Below are 16,928 nucleotides of genomic sequence, written 5' to 3' on the forward strand. Positions count from 1 at the left end.
GTTTAGGTTTGGTACTGAAGATCCCGGCTTCTGTATTAAAGCACAATGTCGCTCACAATACTTAAATCAACCTTCTTAGTTGAAAATAAACCTTAAACTAAAGCCAAAATTGCTAAAAGAAGTATTAAAAGTCTGCGAAGTATAGGGTTTGGTAATGTTGGAATCGTAAAACAGTTTGATATTGAATTTTTGATTGATTACATAATCGATTGTTGGCCTAAAAGTAATGTTTTTTGCTCCAGAAGATACTTCCGCTTCTTCAACATCTGCCCTGTAAATAACCGTTTTATTATCTCGAATAGCGACATCTAGCTTAAAATCCAAATTGTTGTCGAGTTTTAAATTAGAAAACCAACCAAATGGGAATTGAAATTTATTGGTGCGGTAGCCAATGCCTAATACAATGTTATTTTCTAAGAATTGCGCGAGTTGGCTGTTTGCTAAACTTAATCCCAATAAACGCGATTTGTTAAACTCAACAGAAGCGCTTAAACTGCTTTTAAACCTTGCATCTATCCCAATTAAAGGGGCAAAATACTCTGAAACAGTTACCTGTGCAAATTGGTATTTCGGCAAAAAATTATTATTTCCATCCCTACTAGTTACAAAACCATTATTCTCCCCATAATTTAATAAGGTATTGTAGCCATTTACATTGTAAGATGACCGATAACCGTGTCTAATATCGATGGAAGAAAACCTTTCTGCAAGAAACGGTATGGTAGTTAAGCCACTATAGGTTAAATTCCAATTTGGCAACGGGATGTTCGGAAAAGAATTTGTTTTTATTTGGTTTGGATCTTTGCCTGAATAAGCCGCTAAAAAGGCAGAAATCAGCACATCTTGACTTTGCTTGTCATACCCATCTGCATATCCATTTGTCGTTCCTGCCGAATTTGGGTTCTGCGCGCCAAGTCTTCGAGAAATAATTATCCGATTGGCCATAAAACGATTAAATAATGCTGAAACAATGCTAGAGTTATTCTCTTTAAACGAGGTTTTCAAAGCAATGTACGATATGCTATAGTCGCCACTCGTAATCCCATTTAAGTTTTCGAACGCATCTGTAGCCGCGAGGTATCTAAAATTACTGGAGTAGTTTCTAGATTGTGCTTTATTTGCACGAAGCGTGATTCTTAAGTTTTTTATAGGTTCAATTTGGCTAGTTAGGCTTAAATCTTCGTGTAGCGAGTTTACATACAGCTGGTTTTGTAACGTGTCTGAGGTGAGCCAGCCACTTCCAAGTGCCATTTCCCTTATATCTCTCTGGCTACCGAATGCAAAGCCTAAACCAGGCGCACCCGTTGCCTTATCTAAACCAAAATAAGTAGTATTTGGCAAATAGCCGGGCAAAAAAATCCCTTTTGTTTGCGTGTAAGCAGCATTTAAATTTTTAATACTTGTAAGTAAGTTTATAAAAAATCCTGTTGCGCCCGACGATTCTTTGTTGCGCAGAAAACCGAACTTATTGTATAAAGAGGAAAAATTCAATGTGGGATTGAGTTGCACCGTTCGACTGTTCTGAACCGTATTCCCTAAATTGATATTTGGATCTTGCAGTGTTGCCAAAGGCTCAGTTTGCCAGTTAAAATTGGTTCCATATCTTGCCTGCATCATAACCCAATCTAAACCAGGCAATTTATTTATAGGTATGGCATACGTTAAATTTAAATTATGGTTGTAGTCTGTCGTACGACCCAATTTTTTTAAATTTTCCCACACAGTATCTCGTTTCAATCCATCAATTCTTCCATCAGGTTCGTCTATGATGGAATAATTGGTTGCGTTAAAATCCAGCTGGAGTGACTTTGTCAAATTCCAAGAAATTCCATAAATCCTATTTATGTTAAAATTTTTATTAAAAGTAGTCGGATACCCATTTTGAAAAACTGGAATGCTATTGTTCGGGTCGTTGTTTCTAAGCGTATTTTCTGCATACAACCTGTTTACTTCAATCCTAAAATTTATTGCACTTGGAAACAAGCTGAAGTTAAAATCTTTGAGCACCCTCAATAAGTTAGATTTTACAATCTTTTCAAAAGGCGCATAATTCTTTGCTTCCTTTGCATAAGAATATTGCAATGATCCTCTATAAACATTCTGAGAATTGTCTTGGGTGATAAAATCGCGATGACTATATTTTGTAAAAGCATAGCTTACCGCAAAATTTTCTAAGTCCCAAAGTTGGGCCGGTTTGGCGTTTTGGCCGCGCTCTTTGTGTACGTTGGTAAAATTAATTCCGCGCCGCTCTGTATAATCTTGTGCAAAGTTTAAAATAGAGTCTTTTTGTGCCTTGCTTACGCCATTCAGTGCCGTCTTAAGCTCAATGTCTGGCGCACTAGGATTGTATTGCGGCGTAGCAATCTGTGCCGTATAATTTAAAAACAATGGAATTTTCACTCCAGATTTTTGTGGAAGAAATTTTCCAAGTTCTATGGATGTCGAAACATCTAGAAGTGTATTGTTTGATCGATTTCTTTCGCCAACTTTAGAATCCAACGTGCCGAAACCGATGGTAGATCTGCTTCCAGAAACATTTACTTCTGCAAAATCGGCCAATTTTAAATTTAATCGCGCAGTTGCTGCCCAACCGCCGCGTTCGTCAAATTCGGTCAACCGCAACTCATTAAACCAAAGCAACACGCTCTTATCTAAATTATCGCCTTCTACATCGCCTGCAACTCTTAATTGATTTTTTGCCCCAAGCATATACACCCTCACTTTGCTCATATCGGGCTGCCCTTTAATCGTAACAGTGTGCAAACCATCTGAAAAACCAAAAGGAACATTTATTGGCCAATTTTGACCATTTGGCAACCGAGCTGCATTTCTGGCGAGCTTTGCTTTCTGAAAAAGAGATAAATCAATATCCATCTCATTTTCTGCAGGCCATATTTTCTCAGGATCACTTGTTCCTGGCTGCGTAACTTTTAGCGGGATGGAATATTCGTAGTAATTGTCTTGGTTATCTGTACCGATACGTAAAAATCCAGAAATGTCTCTGTCATTAAGCACCATATTGTCGATCGCTTCTGCATGTATAAACATTTGTAGGCGTTTATAAGAACGGAAATCGCTAAATGCAGTTTTAAATGCAGCTCTTCCATATCCATCTCGTAAATTTTTAACTGTAACCGATAACGATTGCTCATTTAAACGGGTATCTCCATTAAAATTGCTATAATCTCGCTCTCGCACAATTCCTGGCGGCGTTACATACGGAATCGGCTGCCTTTTTCCATTCTCCTCAATATTTACGGTCGCCACTTCTATGGTAGAATTATCTGGAGTAAGTATTGGCAAAGAGGGGTCTACAATAACTTGCTCTGCACCATTTGTGGCATTATACGCGCGCCAATCACCCCTAACTAATTGAAGGGCTGCAAAACGCAATACGGTCGTGTCTGCAAAGTTTGTCATAAACAACCTAAAAAACCTAATAGATTTAAAATCTTGTATATCGCCAACTCTGTCTTGATACTGATCTATCGGGATACGGAGTTGATACCAAGTAATGGCCTGCGTATTGCCATTTAAGAGTTTCACTTGGGTGGTTACCTTATCGGTGATAAAATTTTTCCCTACAATCATGTCAGCAGGCTTTAAGGATATCTTATATTGAAAATATTCATCGCTTTGCGTCATGTTATTGTCGCGATTAATGTCTTCTCCATCGGGCAGGGATGTAGCGGCAGAATTCTCCAAACCTAACTCAGCCTGCGACTGCTGGGCAGTTTTCGAGTTCCCATCTGTACCATTATATCGCTCATAACGCTTTAAAATACCTGCCCCAATTTGATCTAAAACTGGGCCACGGTAATAACTGTAATCATCAGAAGATGGATCGGCTTCTAAACCTGCTGCGGCGGCTGGGTTAAGCTGACCTCTAATTATGTTTATTGCGGGAGCAAATTTTAGTCGTTCATTTTCGTCAGACAGTCCATCCAAACCAACATCTTGTGCTTTTCTTATGGTCGCATCGTTGTCAAAAGCCTGTACCACAGGTTGCAATTTCGGTACTCTACCCCAATTGGTTTCGTCGTACTTCGTCGGATCGTCTGTGGCAGGCAGTCCATTTTCTAAAGATTTTCTACCATCTTTTAAAATGTCTTCTGAGATATTACCTAAGTTAAAATATAAATCTCCTCCCGTTGAGTTTGGCTTGCTGATAAATGGATCCATCATCCAAACTTCAATGTATCCAACATTTAGGGCTTCGAAATCGTTGGTTTCTATTTTCCTTTGAAATCCGGCCCATCTGCCTTTAGGATTTAGCAGCGAACCATCACTGGCAAACCCAGAGGTGGTAAAATTATATGGACCACGCACGGTGGGATAATAAGCAACGTCTAAAGTGGCAATATTTAAAGGCTGACCGACTGCCGTTTGCTTAAAAGGATATACTTCTTGCTCTATTACCTGCCTAACATACGGGTTAGAAAGTTCGTTTTTGCGATTTGCAATGTTTCCAATTAATGATGTAGAACTATTGTAGAAAGTTGGATCAATGTTATAGAAGGCCATTCTAGCGCGGTTGTAACCATATGACAAGTCATTAACCAATTGGGATTCTGGAAACAACTGTGGCGTTCCAGAGATTTGCCAGGCAATCGCTCCTTTTAAATCTATAACGGATCGCGAAGCTTCGAAATCGTCTAAATAACTTACTCCTCTATCACTTCCGGCAAAGTCCAAAGACTTAGGATGCCCAGGTATCAAGTTGGCAAATTCGCCATAAAAGGTCACACTAGATGGTGCTTTTGTAGAGATTAGCGGAATTTTATCAACCAACTTCGTCAAAAATCTGGAGGGAGCGCTGTAATTGAGGTCGGCGCCCCAAATGGTATTAGATACCGGTTCTTCGCCAAGGTTTACTTTCTGCGTAAGTGGCTTTTCCGTCAAATTCATGACAGTGCCGCCGATGTTCAATTTGTTATTTACCCGATAATCTAACCTAGTGCCAAAGAGCGAGCGCTGCTGTAAACCAAATAGCTCATTGTTTTCTGTTGTGATTCTTATCGGCTGCCCAGAAAGCAGCAGTGCTTGGTTTATGATGCTAATTCTTCCTCCCTGATAATCTACCGTAAAATCAACTCCTTCTGTTAACGGCGTAGACCCAGCGAAAACCTTTACAGAACCGGCAGGAATGTTAAACGCATTAAGACTAAATTCTGAGGAAACGGTAGATTGATAACTTCCCTTGAAAACATAGCGATTTTGATTTTGAAACAATTGCTTTGCAATGGTTTGGGTAGAATCGTACAAAGCTGTAAAAGCATATTTATCTATCAATCCTTGCTCGCTTGGTAAAAATTTTGACGCCAAATCTTTTCCAAATGGCTCAATTACCGGAAAAATAATTCGCCCATTTGCAGGGTCGATGGTTACATATCCATTATTGGTATTAAAAAGAGATTGAGCATTACCAGAAGTAGATAGATTTCCTCCAAACGGATTGCTCGATGCGCTAGCTGCATAAGCGTTGCTACCGCCGGCAGCGTAAGTTCCAAATGCATTATTTGCAGAAACGAAATCAAATACTCCGTCTGGTTTCCGCTCATTTTGCTGGTTTAATCGATCTAACTCTGCAAGCCGAATCCATTGTTGATTGTTGGTATTTTGCCCCTCCGTCATCACAGGACTTTCTACTCCAGTTTGGTTATCAATCCTAAAAATATTAAAAATAAAGTTATCCGGACTAATCTGATATCCACCCATTGAATAGATGTTTTTCATCATCAGCGCCCAAGTTGGCAACTTTATTTTAGTGGTTTCATTCTTAAGCAACTTGGTGTAAAGCAACTTTGGATTGGTAGGGTCAAAAGGGATATCTGTAGAAAACTCCCCAACCTGATAGCCCTGACCGTTATAAGTATATTGGTAGGCTACAGACAAAACTTCATCACTATTTAAAGGATTATTAAGAGAAATGTAGCCAAGCTGGGGTTGAAAAGTAAACTCATTATCAGACAAACGTCTGGCATAGACCACTTTACCGTAGTTATCTGTAGCACCGCTGGCCTGAAAATAATTGATAATGTCGTTATTATTTGTAAATCGGGCGCCGGGTGGTAAATTTCTCAACAACGAGTTGGATTGTTGGGGAAAGCCCGCCGCCGTTGTACCTGCCGGAAGTGCGGAAGTACCTCCCGTAATTAAGCTGGTATTGTAAGGTTGATTTTCGCCCAAATCTAAAAGACCGAGCACATCTCTACTGTCTGTCGTGCTTCCAGACTTATTTGTGATCCAAACTTCTATACGTGTAATGCGTATTGGCGAAGTAATGATCGGTGCATTTGCAAGAAATTTGTTATAGTTATTTCTAAAGTATTGCGCTAAAAAATAATGCCGATTTGATTCATAGCTGTCGGCACTAATCCGAAATTCATTCTGTTGAGCACCGTTTGTAATTCTAATTTCTTTCGACTGCGATTTTTGCTGTGTGTACACACTTGTAACATTAAGCTTACCAAACTGAAGTTGAGTTTTTATTCCAAACAGCGCCTGCGTTCCACTAATTAATGTAGTATTTAAGGGTAGACTTACATTCCCAGCCTCAATTTTTTTAATGATTTCATCCTGTCCACCAGTGTAGTCTAATTTAATCTGGTTTTCAAAATCAAATTGTGCCTCAGTATTATAGTTACTTGCAATCTTAAGCTTGGTACCAATGTTGCCAACCAGATCCATTTGAATCCGTTGGTTAAAATCGAAATTTGTCTGAACCCTTTGCCTCTCATTAAATAAAGGATTTTCATTCTTATTTCTACGCACTAAAAAAGTAAGCTCTGCTTCGCCACGAGGTTGGATATCTATTAAACCACTTCCAAATAATTTCTCAAAACCCTCGCTCCTTACCTCAATTGGAGGGATAATGCCAGTAGTTCGAATCTCATTAACCTCGGCATTAGAGTTTTTTCTAAAATTAAACCTCGTAATTTCGCTATTTACATATTTTTGATACTCGTCAATAGTTAAATACTTAGTTTGAGTAACATAAGTGTCTCCAATGAGTTCTTTTACAACGTAACGTTTATTTTTTGCATCATATTCAACTATTGTTTTCATATTGCCCTGTAGCGGGAAAAATGAACTTTTAATTGGGCTTAAACCAAGCAGTTGTCGTTCTTTTAGGGATAAATTATTTTGCTTAATTTTAGAGCTATCAGTTTTGTTCAATACCACCTGCGCAGAAGTTGTTACTGCACAACAAACAATAAGGAGGAGAAAAAATTGAGTGCAGATTTTCTTCAAAAACAGGTTATTATAACTTTTTTAATGCTTGCTTTATCAGTTCCTCCACAGTAAGTTGAGCCTCTGATATTTTTAGTAATTGATCTAATGTCTTCTCCGCTGAAAGCTTTGCAAAGCCCAGCATTACCAGGGCCGACAAAGCCTCATCTTTTACGGTATTATGCTGAGGCATAGAAATGAGCGAGTCTGAACCTTCTTTTTTTAGCTTATCTTGCAGTTCTAAAACCAAGCGTTGTGCGGTTTTCGCCCCAAGTCCTTTTATGCGTTGTATTAAAGGATAATCTGCATGGACGATGGCGGCTTGAATTTCTAAGGGGGTAATGGACGATAAAATCATCCTGCCGGTATTAGGCCCAATACCCGAAACAGAAATTAGATGTAAAAACAATCTACGTTCCCCCTCGTCTGCAAAGCCATACAGCGTATGGCCATCTTCTTTAACATGTAGCCATGTAAACAATTTGCACCGCTCAGTACTTGGCAAACTGCTGTACGTATTTAACGAAATATTAATGTGGTAACCCACTCCGCCAGCCTCTATTACAACAAATGCAGGGTTTTTAGAATTGAGTTTCCCGTCTATATAATCATACATTCAAGTATTGTTATCTATTTTTGCGTAAATCTACCCTTTTTTGGGGAGTTTTTACCTAAGCTTTCTTTTGCCTGGGCATCTACAACTGCTATGGTTACCATATTTACGATTTCGCGAACAGAGCTGCCAAGTTGGACGATGTGAACCGGCTTATTGAGCCCCAGTAAGATTGGGCCTATCGCTTCAGCTTCGCCTAATTCTTGCAACAACTTGTAAGCTATGTTTCCCGCCTCCAAATTTGGAAAGATTAATGTATTGGCCGGGTCTTTTACCAACCGACTAAAAGGAAAATTTTCTTCGAGCAATTTGCTATTCATCGCAAAATTCGCCTGCATTTCTCCATCTACCAAAACTTCTGGATGATCTCTATGCAATATTTTTACGGCTGCTCTTACTTTTTCTGGTGTCTCTCCATCATTCGAACCAAAATTAGAGTAAGAAAGAAGGGCAGTTCGGGGTATAATGTTAAATTGCTTAACAGATCGGTCGATTAAAAGCGTAATGTCTACCAATTCTTCTGCAGTTGGGTTAACATTTACCGTTGTGTCTCCAAAAAATACAGGGCCTTTTTTTGTCATCATCATATACATGCCGGCAACGCGCCTTATGCCCGGTTCTACGCCAATAATTTGCAATGCAGGTTTTATAGTGGCGGCGTAATTCTTGGTTAGACCAGAAATCATAGCGTCTACCTCGCCAAATTCTACCATACTTGCCCCAAAATAATTTCGGTCTCTCAAGGCTTTTATCGAATCAGTTTGCGTAAAACCACTTCTTTGACGTTTTTTATAAAGCGACTCCGCATATAGCGCACTTCTTTCCGGTTCCAATGCAGGATCGATAATTTCTACATCGTCGAGTTCAAGCGCATTTGCACTTATAATTTCTTGTATCTTCTGCTTATTGCCTAAAAGCACAGGAATCGCTATATTTTCCTCTCTGACAATTTGAGCGGCTTTAAGAATTTTATAATTATCTGCCTCAGCAAACACTACTTTTTTAGGATTTGCCTTTGCGTGGATTGTTACGGAGCGCATAATTGCATCATCTAAACCCAAACGCGTTCTAAGCTCATCGGCATATTTTTCCCAATTGGTTATGATTTTTCTCGCCACCCCACTTTCTATCGCTGCTTTTGCAACCGCGATAGAAACTTCCGTAATAAGCCTAGAATCTACTGGTTTTGGAATGATGTAATCTTTACCGAACTTTAAATTTCTGGAATTGTACGCTAAATTTACGGCCTCAGGAACCGTTTGTTTCGCCAATTGCGCTATCGCATTTACAGCTGCAATTTTCATCTCCTCATTTATTGCCCGAGCTCTAACATCTAATGCGCCCCTAAAAATGTAGGGAAAACCCAATACATTATTTACCTGATTTGGGTAATCCGACCGTCCGGTGGCCATAATTACATCACTACGTGTTTTTGTTGCAAGTTCGTAAGCAATCTCTGGATTAGGATTTGCCATAGCGAAAACAATAGGATTTTTCGCCATAGAAACGATCATTTCTTTGCTTACACAATCCGCCGAAGATAGCCCAATAAATACATCAGCACCTTTCATTGCTTCTTCTAAAGTATTTATTTTTCTAGAAGTGGCAAACTCCGCTTTAATTACACCCAAGTCTGCTCTGTCTTTTCTAATAACGCCAGATCGATCGCACATGACTACATTTTCGGGCTTCACCCCTAAGCTTATGTAAAGTTTTGTACAAGAAACTGCCGCAGCGCCAGCGCCGTTAACTACAATCTTGATTTTATCTAATTTCTTTTTTTGAATCTCGCAAGCGTTAATCAAGGCTGCCGCTGAAATAATTGCAGTACCATGCTGGTCATCGTGCATTACCGGAATGGTCATCTCTTCCTTTAACCTGCGCTCTATTTCGAAACACTCTGGCGCTTTTATATCTTCAAGATTTATTCCTCCAAAAGTCGGTTCTAACGCTTTTACTATTTTAATGAAATCATCAACGTTTTTACAGTCTAATTCCAAATCGAATACATCAATATCTGCGTAGATTTTAAACAGCAACCCTTTTCCCTCCATTACTGGCTTACTGGCTTCTGCACCAATATCTCCAAGACCCAAAACCGCGGTACCATTGCTAATTACAGCAACTAAATTCCCCTTTGCGGTATATTTATAAACATCATCTTTATTTTCTGCTATTTTTAGACAGGGTTCTGCCACACCAGGCGAGTAGGCCAATGTGAGGTCTCTTTGAGAATTTGTAGGCTTGGTAGGTATCACCTCTATCTTACCAGGGCGGCCAATTGAATGGTAATCTAAAGCGTCTTGTTTCTTGCTAGTCTTGCTCTTGCTCATCGCAGTTAGTTTTGGTATTAAAAATGCAAGTTACAATTCTTTTGAAATGCATAATATAATTACCGGGGAATTTTATTTGCCCGTTCTAAGGAAATCCAAAGTTTATGTTTGTTGCTCAAATAGTTAATGGCAATTCTAAGCGGATACATTTAAGCGTAGAATCTTTTGGTGAGTGTCGTAGGTTTGAAAAATAGCCCGCTAGAAGAAAACCGAACTAAAACCGCACTTTACATTAACGTCTAAGTTAATATGCGATTTTAGATCGGTATGAAAAGGATTTATAGACTTTTAGGCTGAAATGCAGTCTAACCTATCTTGACATAATATAGAATGATTAACCTCTATCTAGGTGAATAAGTAACTACTGGAATAATCATTTCTTCTAATGAAATTCCCCCGTGCTGAAAAGTTTCGTTGTAATAATTCACAAACTGGTTGTAATTATTCGGATAGACAAAGTAGTTGTCGTTTTGGGCGAAAATATAGCTGCTGCTAATGTTTATTTTTGGCAACATGGCTTCGTGCGGATTTTTTATTGAAAAAACTTCTTTTTCATTAAAGCTCAAATTCCTTCCCTGTTTGTAACGTAGGTTAGAGTTTGTGCTTCTATCACCAATAACTTTTACAGGTTTTTTAACCCGTATCGTTCCATGATCTGTTGTCAACACTATTTTTGTTTTCTTTTGCGCTAGTTTCTTCAACAAATCAAATAGTGGAGAATGTTCAAACCAAGAAAGCGTAAGAGACCTATATGCGGCGTCGTCATTGGCAAGCTCCCTAATCATTTGCATATCGGTGCGCGCATGACTTAGCATGTCTACAAAGTTAAAAACAATGGCGTTGAAATCGTTTTTTAATAAATTATTCGTGTTTTCTACCAATTCTTTCCCCTGTTCAAAAGTTAAAATTTTATGATAGCTAAACTTGCAATCTTTATGCAAACTGCGTTTTATATTGTCTGCCAAAAATTCTTCTTCGTGCAAATTCTTACCGCCTTCCTCATCATCGTTCTGCCAAAGTTTAGGCATACGCTTCTCCATATCTAAAGGCATCAGCCCAGAAAAAATAGAATTTCTGGCATACTGAGTTGCCGTTGGTAAAATGGCAGTATACATGTCTTCTTCATCTATCCTAAAATACTCTGAGATAAGGGGATGGATTACCCTCCATTGATCGTAGCGTAAATTGTCTATTAAAATGAAAAACACAGACGTATTTTCTTCAAGCAGCGGAAAAACTTTCTTCTTTAAAAGTTCGTTGCTCATTAAAGGTGCAATGTTGCGGTCCTTTATCCAAGCGAGGTAATGTTGTTGAATAAATTTTGAAAACTGTGTATTGGCCTCTTGTTTCTGCATCGTCAAAATCTCATGCATCTGCGGATCGTCTAGCTTTTCTAACTCCAACTCCCAGAACACGATTTTTTTATATACATCTACCCATTCTTCGTAACTAAGTTTATCGCCTAACGTCATCCCCAACCTTCTAAAGTCTTGTTGATAAGCCATAGAGGTCTTCTCATTGATTAAACGTTTATTGTCTATCAGCTTCTTAATGGTTAACAATACCTGCTTTGGATTTACAGGCTTTATTAGGTAATCATCTATTTTACTGCCAATGGCATCTTCCATTAAATTTTCTTCTTCGCTTTTTGTAATAAGTACAACTGGCACATCCGGACTGATATTTTTAATCGCTGATAAGGTTTCTAACCCACTCATACCAGGCATGTTCTCATCCAAAAAAACCAAATCAAATTGCCCATTTCTAAATGCTTCCAAGGCGTCGTTCCCGTTGGTAAAGGTGGTAACGTCATAGCCTTTATCGTTTAACAATAGAATATGAGGTTTAAGCAGATTGATTTCGTCATCTGCCCATAAAATTTTGGTTTCTAGCATGTTAATGTAATAATAATTAAATTTTGAGTTTAATTTAAATGAGTTTATTCAAAGTATAAATAAAAATAGCAATTTTTGTACCGCATCCCTCTATTTAACTCTTTTTAACTATTGAATAAGAAAAAAATAATAAACGACCCTGTTTACGGCTTTATCAGCATTCCTTCAGAGTTGATCTACGATGTCATCTCACACCCCTATTTCCAGCGTTTGCGCTACATTAAGCAATTAGGAATGACTCATTTGGTTTATCCTGGTGCACTTCATACCAGGTTTCATCATGCATTAGGCGCTATGCACCTTATGTCGCTCGCTATTTCATTGTTGCGAAGTAAGGGAAACCACATTACTGACGCAGAAGAACAGGCCGCTTTGTTGGCGATTTTATTGCATGACATTGGCCACGGACCATTTTCACATGCATTAGAACATTCGCTTGTAACCGGAATAAAACATGAAGACATCTCCCTGAAATTGATGCATAAACTAAACCTCCATTTTGAGGGAAAACTAGATACAGCTATTGAAATTTTTCGTGGCACTTATCCTAAGAAGTTCTTAAATCAGCTTATATCAGGGCAGTTAGATCTAGATAGAATGGATTACCTGAATAGAGATAGTTTTTTTACTGGGGTAAGTGAGGGCGTAATTAGCTTTGATAGGATTATCAAAATGTTAAATGTTAGCAACGATAATCTTGTATTGGAGGAAAAAGGAATTTATTCTGTAGAGAAATTTCTAATTGCACGTCGGCTGATGTATTGGCAAGTATACCTTCACAAAACAGTTATCGCGGGTGAAATGCTTTTGGTAAAAATATTGGCCAGAGCAAAATACTTGGCCTCTATGGGCCATGAACTGTTTGCGCCTCCGTCTCTAAATTATTTTTTAAAGAACAACGTTGATGAGCTAAATTTCTTCGATAACAAAGAAAGCTTAACCCATTTTACTAATTTAGACGATCAAGACATTCACACTTCTATAAAAGTTTGGATAAACCATAGCGACAAAATTTTGTCTAAACTATCACACATGCTTATTTACAGAAATTTGTATAAGGTAGAAATTAGCACAAATTTAACAAGTGAAGATAGAATTTCAATGCTTAAGGACGATGCTATGAATCTCTTAGAAATTGATAAAGATGACATTGAATACTTTGTCTTTACAGACACGATTAAGAATAGGGCATACCATCCAGGTGTAGGCAACGTTAAAATTTTAATGAAAAATAACGAGGTACTAGATATTGCTAAAGCCTCTGATCTTTCTAATCTAGAGTCTTTACAAAAAACCGTAGAGAAATTTATTCTCTGTTACCCACGAGGGATTTAAGCTTTTTTAACTAAAAATAAATTTTCTGTTGTATTTAAAATCTTATCATTGTGTAAATTATCCCATACACGCCTGTTTAGGTTTTTTTGGTCATGTCAATTTAACATTTAACTTTGTACGATGCAATTTACTGCACAAACGATTAGTGACTTCTTAAATGGCTCTGTAGAAGGCGATGCCGAGGTTTTGGTAGGTGAGCTTTCTAAAATCGAGGATGGAAAAGAAGGTTCGCTTTCGTTCTTGTCTAACCCAAAGTATGAGTCTTTTTTGTATGCAACACAGGCTTCGGTTGTTTTAGTCTCCAAAGATTTTAAGCCTGCTCATCCATATAAACCCACTCTTATTAGGGTAGATAATCCATATAGTGCATTTACTATTTTGCTAGATAAGTACAACGACAGGGTTAACAGCAAATCTGACGAGCAGGGCGTAGAGCAGTCAGCATTTATTCATCCCACGGCAAAAATTGGTAAAAATGTCTTTATTGCAGCCTTTAGCTATATTGCGGAGCAAGTAGAAATTGGCGACAATGTTAAGATATATCCTCAAACTTTTGTCGGTCACGATACAAAAGTTGGCGAGGGTTGCGTTTTTCATCCAGGTGTTAAAATTTACCACAATTGCATTATTGGCAATAAAGTAATTATCCACGCCAATACTGTTATTGGAAGCGATGGTTTTGGATTTGCACCCCAACCAGATGGCACATACAACAAAATACCCCAAATTGGGAATGTAATTATAGAAGACAATGTAGAAATTGGTGCAAATACAGCCATAGATAGGGCCACTCTCGGTGCAACAATTGTTAGAAAAGGTGCAAAAATAGATAATCTTATTCAACTTGCACATAATGTAGAGATTGGACAAAATACTGTGCTAGCTGCACAATCGGGCGTTTCTGGAAGTACCAAGATTGGTCCCAATAGTGTTATTGGTGGTCAGGTTGGTATTGCCGGTCACTTAAATTTAGCAAAGGGAACTCAAATTGGAGCCCAAGCTGGAGTCAACTTCAACATATCACAAGAAAACAAACAATGGCATGGAAGCCCTGCGCAGCCTTTACGCAACTGGTTGCGCTCGTCTGTAATTTTTAAGCAATTGCCCGACATTAAAAACAGAATTGACCTCCTCGAAAAGGAACTTACACGACTTACTTCAGAACTAGAAAGGAACACCTTACCAAAATGAACGTTAGACAGAAAACGATAAGCACAGAAGTATCTATTTATGGTGTTGGATTGCATACTGGTAAAAATGTAAACCTAACTTTTTGTCCTGCTCCAGAAAACCATGGTTTTAAATTTCAACGCGTGGATTTAGCCGGAGAACCGATTATAAATGCCGATGCAGATTTAGTTACCGACACAAGCAGAGGAACCACACTTACTCAACATGGCGCAAGCGTAAGCACAGTAGAACATGTTTTGGCCTCGCTAGTAGGCATGGATTTAGATAACATTCTAATTAAGCTAGACGGACCAGAAACACCTATTTTAGATGGCAGCAGCATTCAGTTTGTGGATTTGCTAGAGCAAGCCGGAGCGGTAGAACAAAATGCCTACAGAGAGTATTTTGTCATTCCGCATAACATTACCTATACAGAAGAAGAAAGAAGAGTAGAAATAGTGGCAATGCCATTAGACGATTATCGCTTTACCTGCATGATTGATTACAACTCGCCGGTGTTGGGAAGCCAACATGCCGGCATTAACACCATTGCAGAGTTTAAAAAAGAAATTGCTTCATGTCGTACATTTTGTTTTTTGCATGAGTTAGAATATCAGTTAAAACACAACTTAATAAAGGGCGGTGATTTAAATAATGCCATTGTTATCGTAGATAAGGAAGTAGATAAAGAAGAGCTGGATAATCTGGCAAAACTTTTCAACAGGAAAGACATCAACGTGGCCCCGCAAGGGATTTTAAACAACATGGAACTTCGCTACCAGAATGAGCCTGCCAGACATAAACTTCTTGATATGATTGGTGATTTGGCATTGGTGGGCATGCACTTAAAAGGCCACATTATGGCTGCTAGACCTGGCCACGCTGCGAATGTTGCATTTGCCAAGAAAATCAAAGCAGCCATAAAAAAAGAAAAAAGTAAGAAATTGCAGAAAATCTACGACCCCGCAGGGCCTGTGTTGTACGATGTTGTTAAAATTATGGAGATTTTACCTCATAGACAACCATTTCTTTTCGTTGATAAAATTTTAGAACTTTCTAAAAACCATGTAGTTGGTGTAAAAAACGTAACCATTAATGAAGAATTCTTCAAGGGTCATTTTCCAGGTGCTCCCGTTTTGCCCGGAGTGATTCAAATCGAATCTATGGCTCAGGTTGGCGGAATTTTGGTATTGAGTACCGTTCCAGATCCACACAATTATTTAACATATTTTCTAAAAATAGACAAAGTACGTTTTAGAGCCCAAGTGCTCCCTGGCGATACACTTGTGTTCCGATGTGATTTATTAGAACCGATACGGAGAGGAATTGCACAAATGAAAGGAGTAGGTATGGTAGGCGATAAAGTTGTGGTAGAAGCAGAAATGATGGCCCAAATATCTAAAGTTAAACAAGTAGAAGCCTCGTAAAATATGATTCAGCCCTTAGCATACATACATCCTCAAGCCAAAATTGCAGAAAATGTAGTAATTGAGCCATTTGTTGTCATACATAAAGACGTTGTCATAGAAGAAGGTACGTGGATAGGATCTAATGTAACCATCATGGACGGCGCCCGCATTGGCAAAAACTGTAGAATTTTTCCAGGCGCTGTAATTTCTGGCGAACCTCAAGATCTTAAATTCGAGGGAGAAGTTACTACCGCAGAAATTGGTGACAATACAACAATTAGAGAATGTGTTACCATCAATAGAGGCACCAAAGATAGGTGGAAAACGGTAATTGGTAAAAACTGCCTCATCCAAGCTTATTCACATATCGCACACGACTGTCAAGTGGGAGATAATTGTATTTTCTCAAATAGTACCACACTGGCAGGACATATTATCATTGGAAACAATGTAGTGTTGGCAGGTTTAGTAGCCATACACCAATTTGTAAAAGTAGGTTCGTTTGCATTTGTTACAGGTGGTTCGCTCGTTAGAAAAGATGTTCCACCATACGTTAAAGCAGCAAGAGAACCGCTTTCTTACGCCGGTATTAACTCTGTAGGATTAAGAAGAAAAGGATTTTCAAACGAAAAAATTGATGAAATTCAAGAAATCTACCGAGTACTTTTTGTAAAACATAACAATGTAACCAAAGCGTTAGATATAATTGAAGCAGAATTTAAACCAACAGAAATAAGAGATGAAATTGTAGATTTTATAAGAAACTCGAATAGAGGTGTGATGAAAGGTTTTGGAATGGGAAGCTGATGCTCAAGAACCAAAAATAATCTTTTGTATCTCATAAAAGCCTAGCGCATGGCTTAACGTTGACACGTAAAAGGCAAGCACAGCTGTTGAAAAAAATACAAGTAGGAATACACTCATTTTTAAAAAAACACGA

The 16,928-nt window shown here is 38.4% G+C and carries 8 protein-coding genes; 4 read left to right on the forward strand and 4 right to left on the reverse strand.

Going from position 1 to position 16,928, the window contains the following annotated elements; genetic code table 11:
• Positions 1-75: 75 nt before the first annotated feature.
• The 4 genes from sov to porX all read right to left on the reverse strand — a co-directional run bounded on the left by sov (position 76) and on the right by porX (position 12,074).
• Positions 76-7,254 carry a T9SS outer membrane translocon Sov/SprA gene (sov, locus tag ACVWYG_RS07295; RefSeq protein WP_457269512.1) on the reverse strand — a complete coding sequence of 2,393 codons (7,179 nt, stop codon included), beginning with the start codon at positions 7,252-7,254 and terminating at the stop codon, positions 76-78.
• Between the two features lie 10 nt (positions 7,255-7,264).
• A complete protein-coding gene (gene ruvA, locus ACVWYG_RS07300; protein ID WP_457269513.1) occupies positions 7,265-7,849 on the reverse strand; it encodes a Holliday junction branch migration protein RuvA in 585 nt (194 codons plus the stop codon).
• A 14-nt stretch (positions 7,850-7,863) separates the two neighbouring features.
• Entirely contained in the window at positions 7,864-10,179 is a 2,316-nt protein-coding gene (locus ACVWYG_RS07305; protein ID WP_457269514.1) for an NADP-dependent malic enzyme, read from the reverse strand.
• 341 nt (positions 10,180-10,520) lie between these two features.
• The gene (gene porX, locus ACVWYG_RS07310; RefSeq protein WP_457269515.1) at positions 10,521-12,074 is read right to left on the reverse strand and encodes a T9SS response regulator signal transducer PorX; all 1,554 of its coding nucleotides are present in this window, start codon (positions 12,072-12,074) and stop codon (positions 10,521-10,523) included.
• A 111-nt stretch (positions 12,075-12,185) separates the two neighbouring features.
• Between porX and ACVWYG_RS07315 the strand changes: the two genes are divergently transcribed.
• The 4 genes from ACVWYG_RS07315 to lpxA all read left to right on the forward strand — a co-directional run bounded on the left by ACVWYG_RS07315 (position 12,186) and on the right by lpxA (position 16,795).
• Positions 12,186-13,409 carry an HD domain-containing protein gene (locus ACVWYG_RS07315; protein ID WP_457269516.1) on the forward strand — a complete coding sequence of 408 codons (1,224 nt, stop codon included), beginning with the start codon at positions 12,186-12,188 and terminating at the stop codon, positions 13,407-13,409.
• Between the two features lie 120 nt (positions 13,410-13,529).
• A complete protein-coding gene (lpxD, locus tag ACVWYG_RS07320) occupies positions 13,530-14,600 on the forward strand; it encodes a UDP-3-O-(3-hydroxymyristoyl)glucosamine N-acyltransferase (RefSeq protein WP_457269517.1) in 1,071 nt (356 codons plus the stop codon).
• On the forward strand, positions 14,597-16,006 hold the full coding sequence (locus ACVWYG_RS07325) for a bifunctional UDP-3-O-[3-hydroxymyristoyl] N-acetylglucosamine deacetylase/3-hydroxyacyl-ACP dehydratase (RefSeq protein WP_457269518.1): 1,410 nt from the start codon (positions 14,597-14,599) through the stop codon (positions 16,004-16,006). Before lpxD ends, ACVWYG_RS07325 begins: the two co-directional genes overlap by 4 nt.
• Before the next feature lie 3 nt (positions 16,007-16,009).
• Positions 16,010-16,795, forward strand: coding sequence for an acyl-ACP--UDP-N-acetylglucosamine O-acyltransferase (gene lpxA / locus ACVWYG_RS07330; protein WP_457269519.1), 786 nt, complete (start codon positions 16,010-16,012; stop codon positions 16,793-16,795).
• Positions 16,796-16,928 lie beyond the last annotated feature (133 nt).

Source organism: Pedobacter sp. UYEF25 (genome assembly GCF_054061655.1).

What these genes read in the sequence shown, in the direction of transcription:
- lpxD (WP_457269517.1), top strand. Translation starts at nt 13,530, where the DNA reads ATGCAATTTACTGCACAAACGATTAGTGACTTCTTAAATGGCTCTGTA.
- porX (WP_457269515.1), bottom strand. Translation starts at nt 12,074, where the DNA reads ATGCTAGAAACCAAAATTTTATGGGCAGATGACGAAATCAATCTGCTT.
- lpxA (WP_457269519.1), top strand. Translation starts at nt 16,010, where the DNA reads ATGATTCAGCCCTTAGCATACATACATCCTCAAGCCAAAATTGCAGAA.
- ACVWYG_RS07325 (WP_457269518.1), top strand. Translation starts at nt 14,597, where the DNA reads ATGAACGTTAGACAGAAAACGATAAGCACAGAAGTATCTATTTATGGT.
- ACVWYG_RS07305 (WP_457269514.1), bottom strand. Translation starts at nt 10,179, where the DNA reads ATGAGCAAGAGCAAGACTAGCAAGAAACAAGACGCTTTAGATTACCAT.
- ruvA (WP_457269513.1), bottom strand. Translation starts at nt 7,849, where the DNA reads ATGTATGATTATATAGACGGGAAACTCAATTCTAAAAACCCTGCATTT.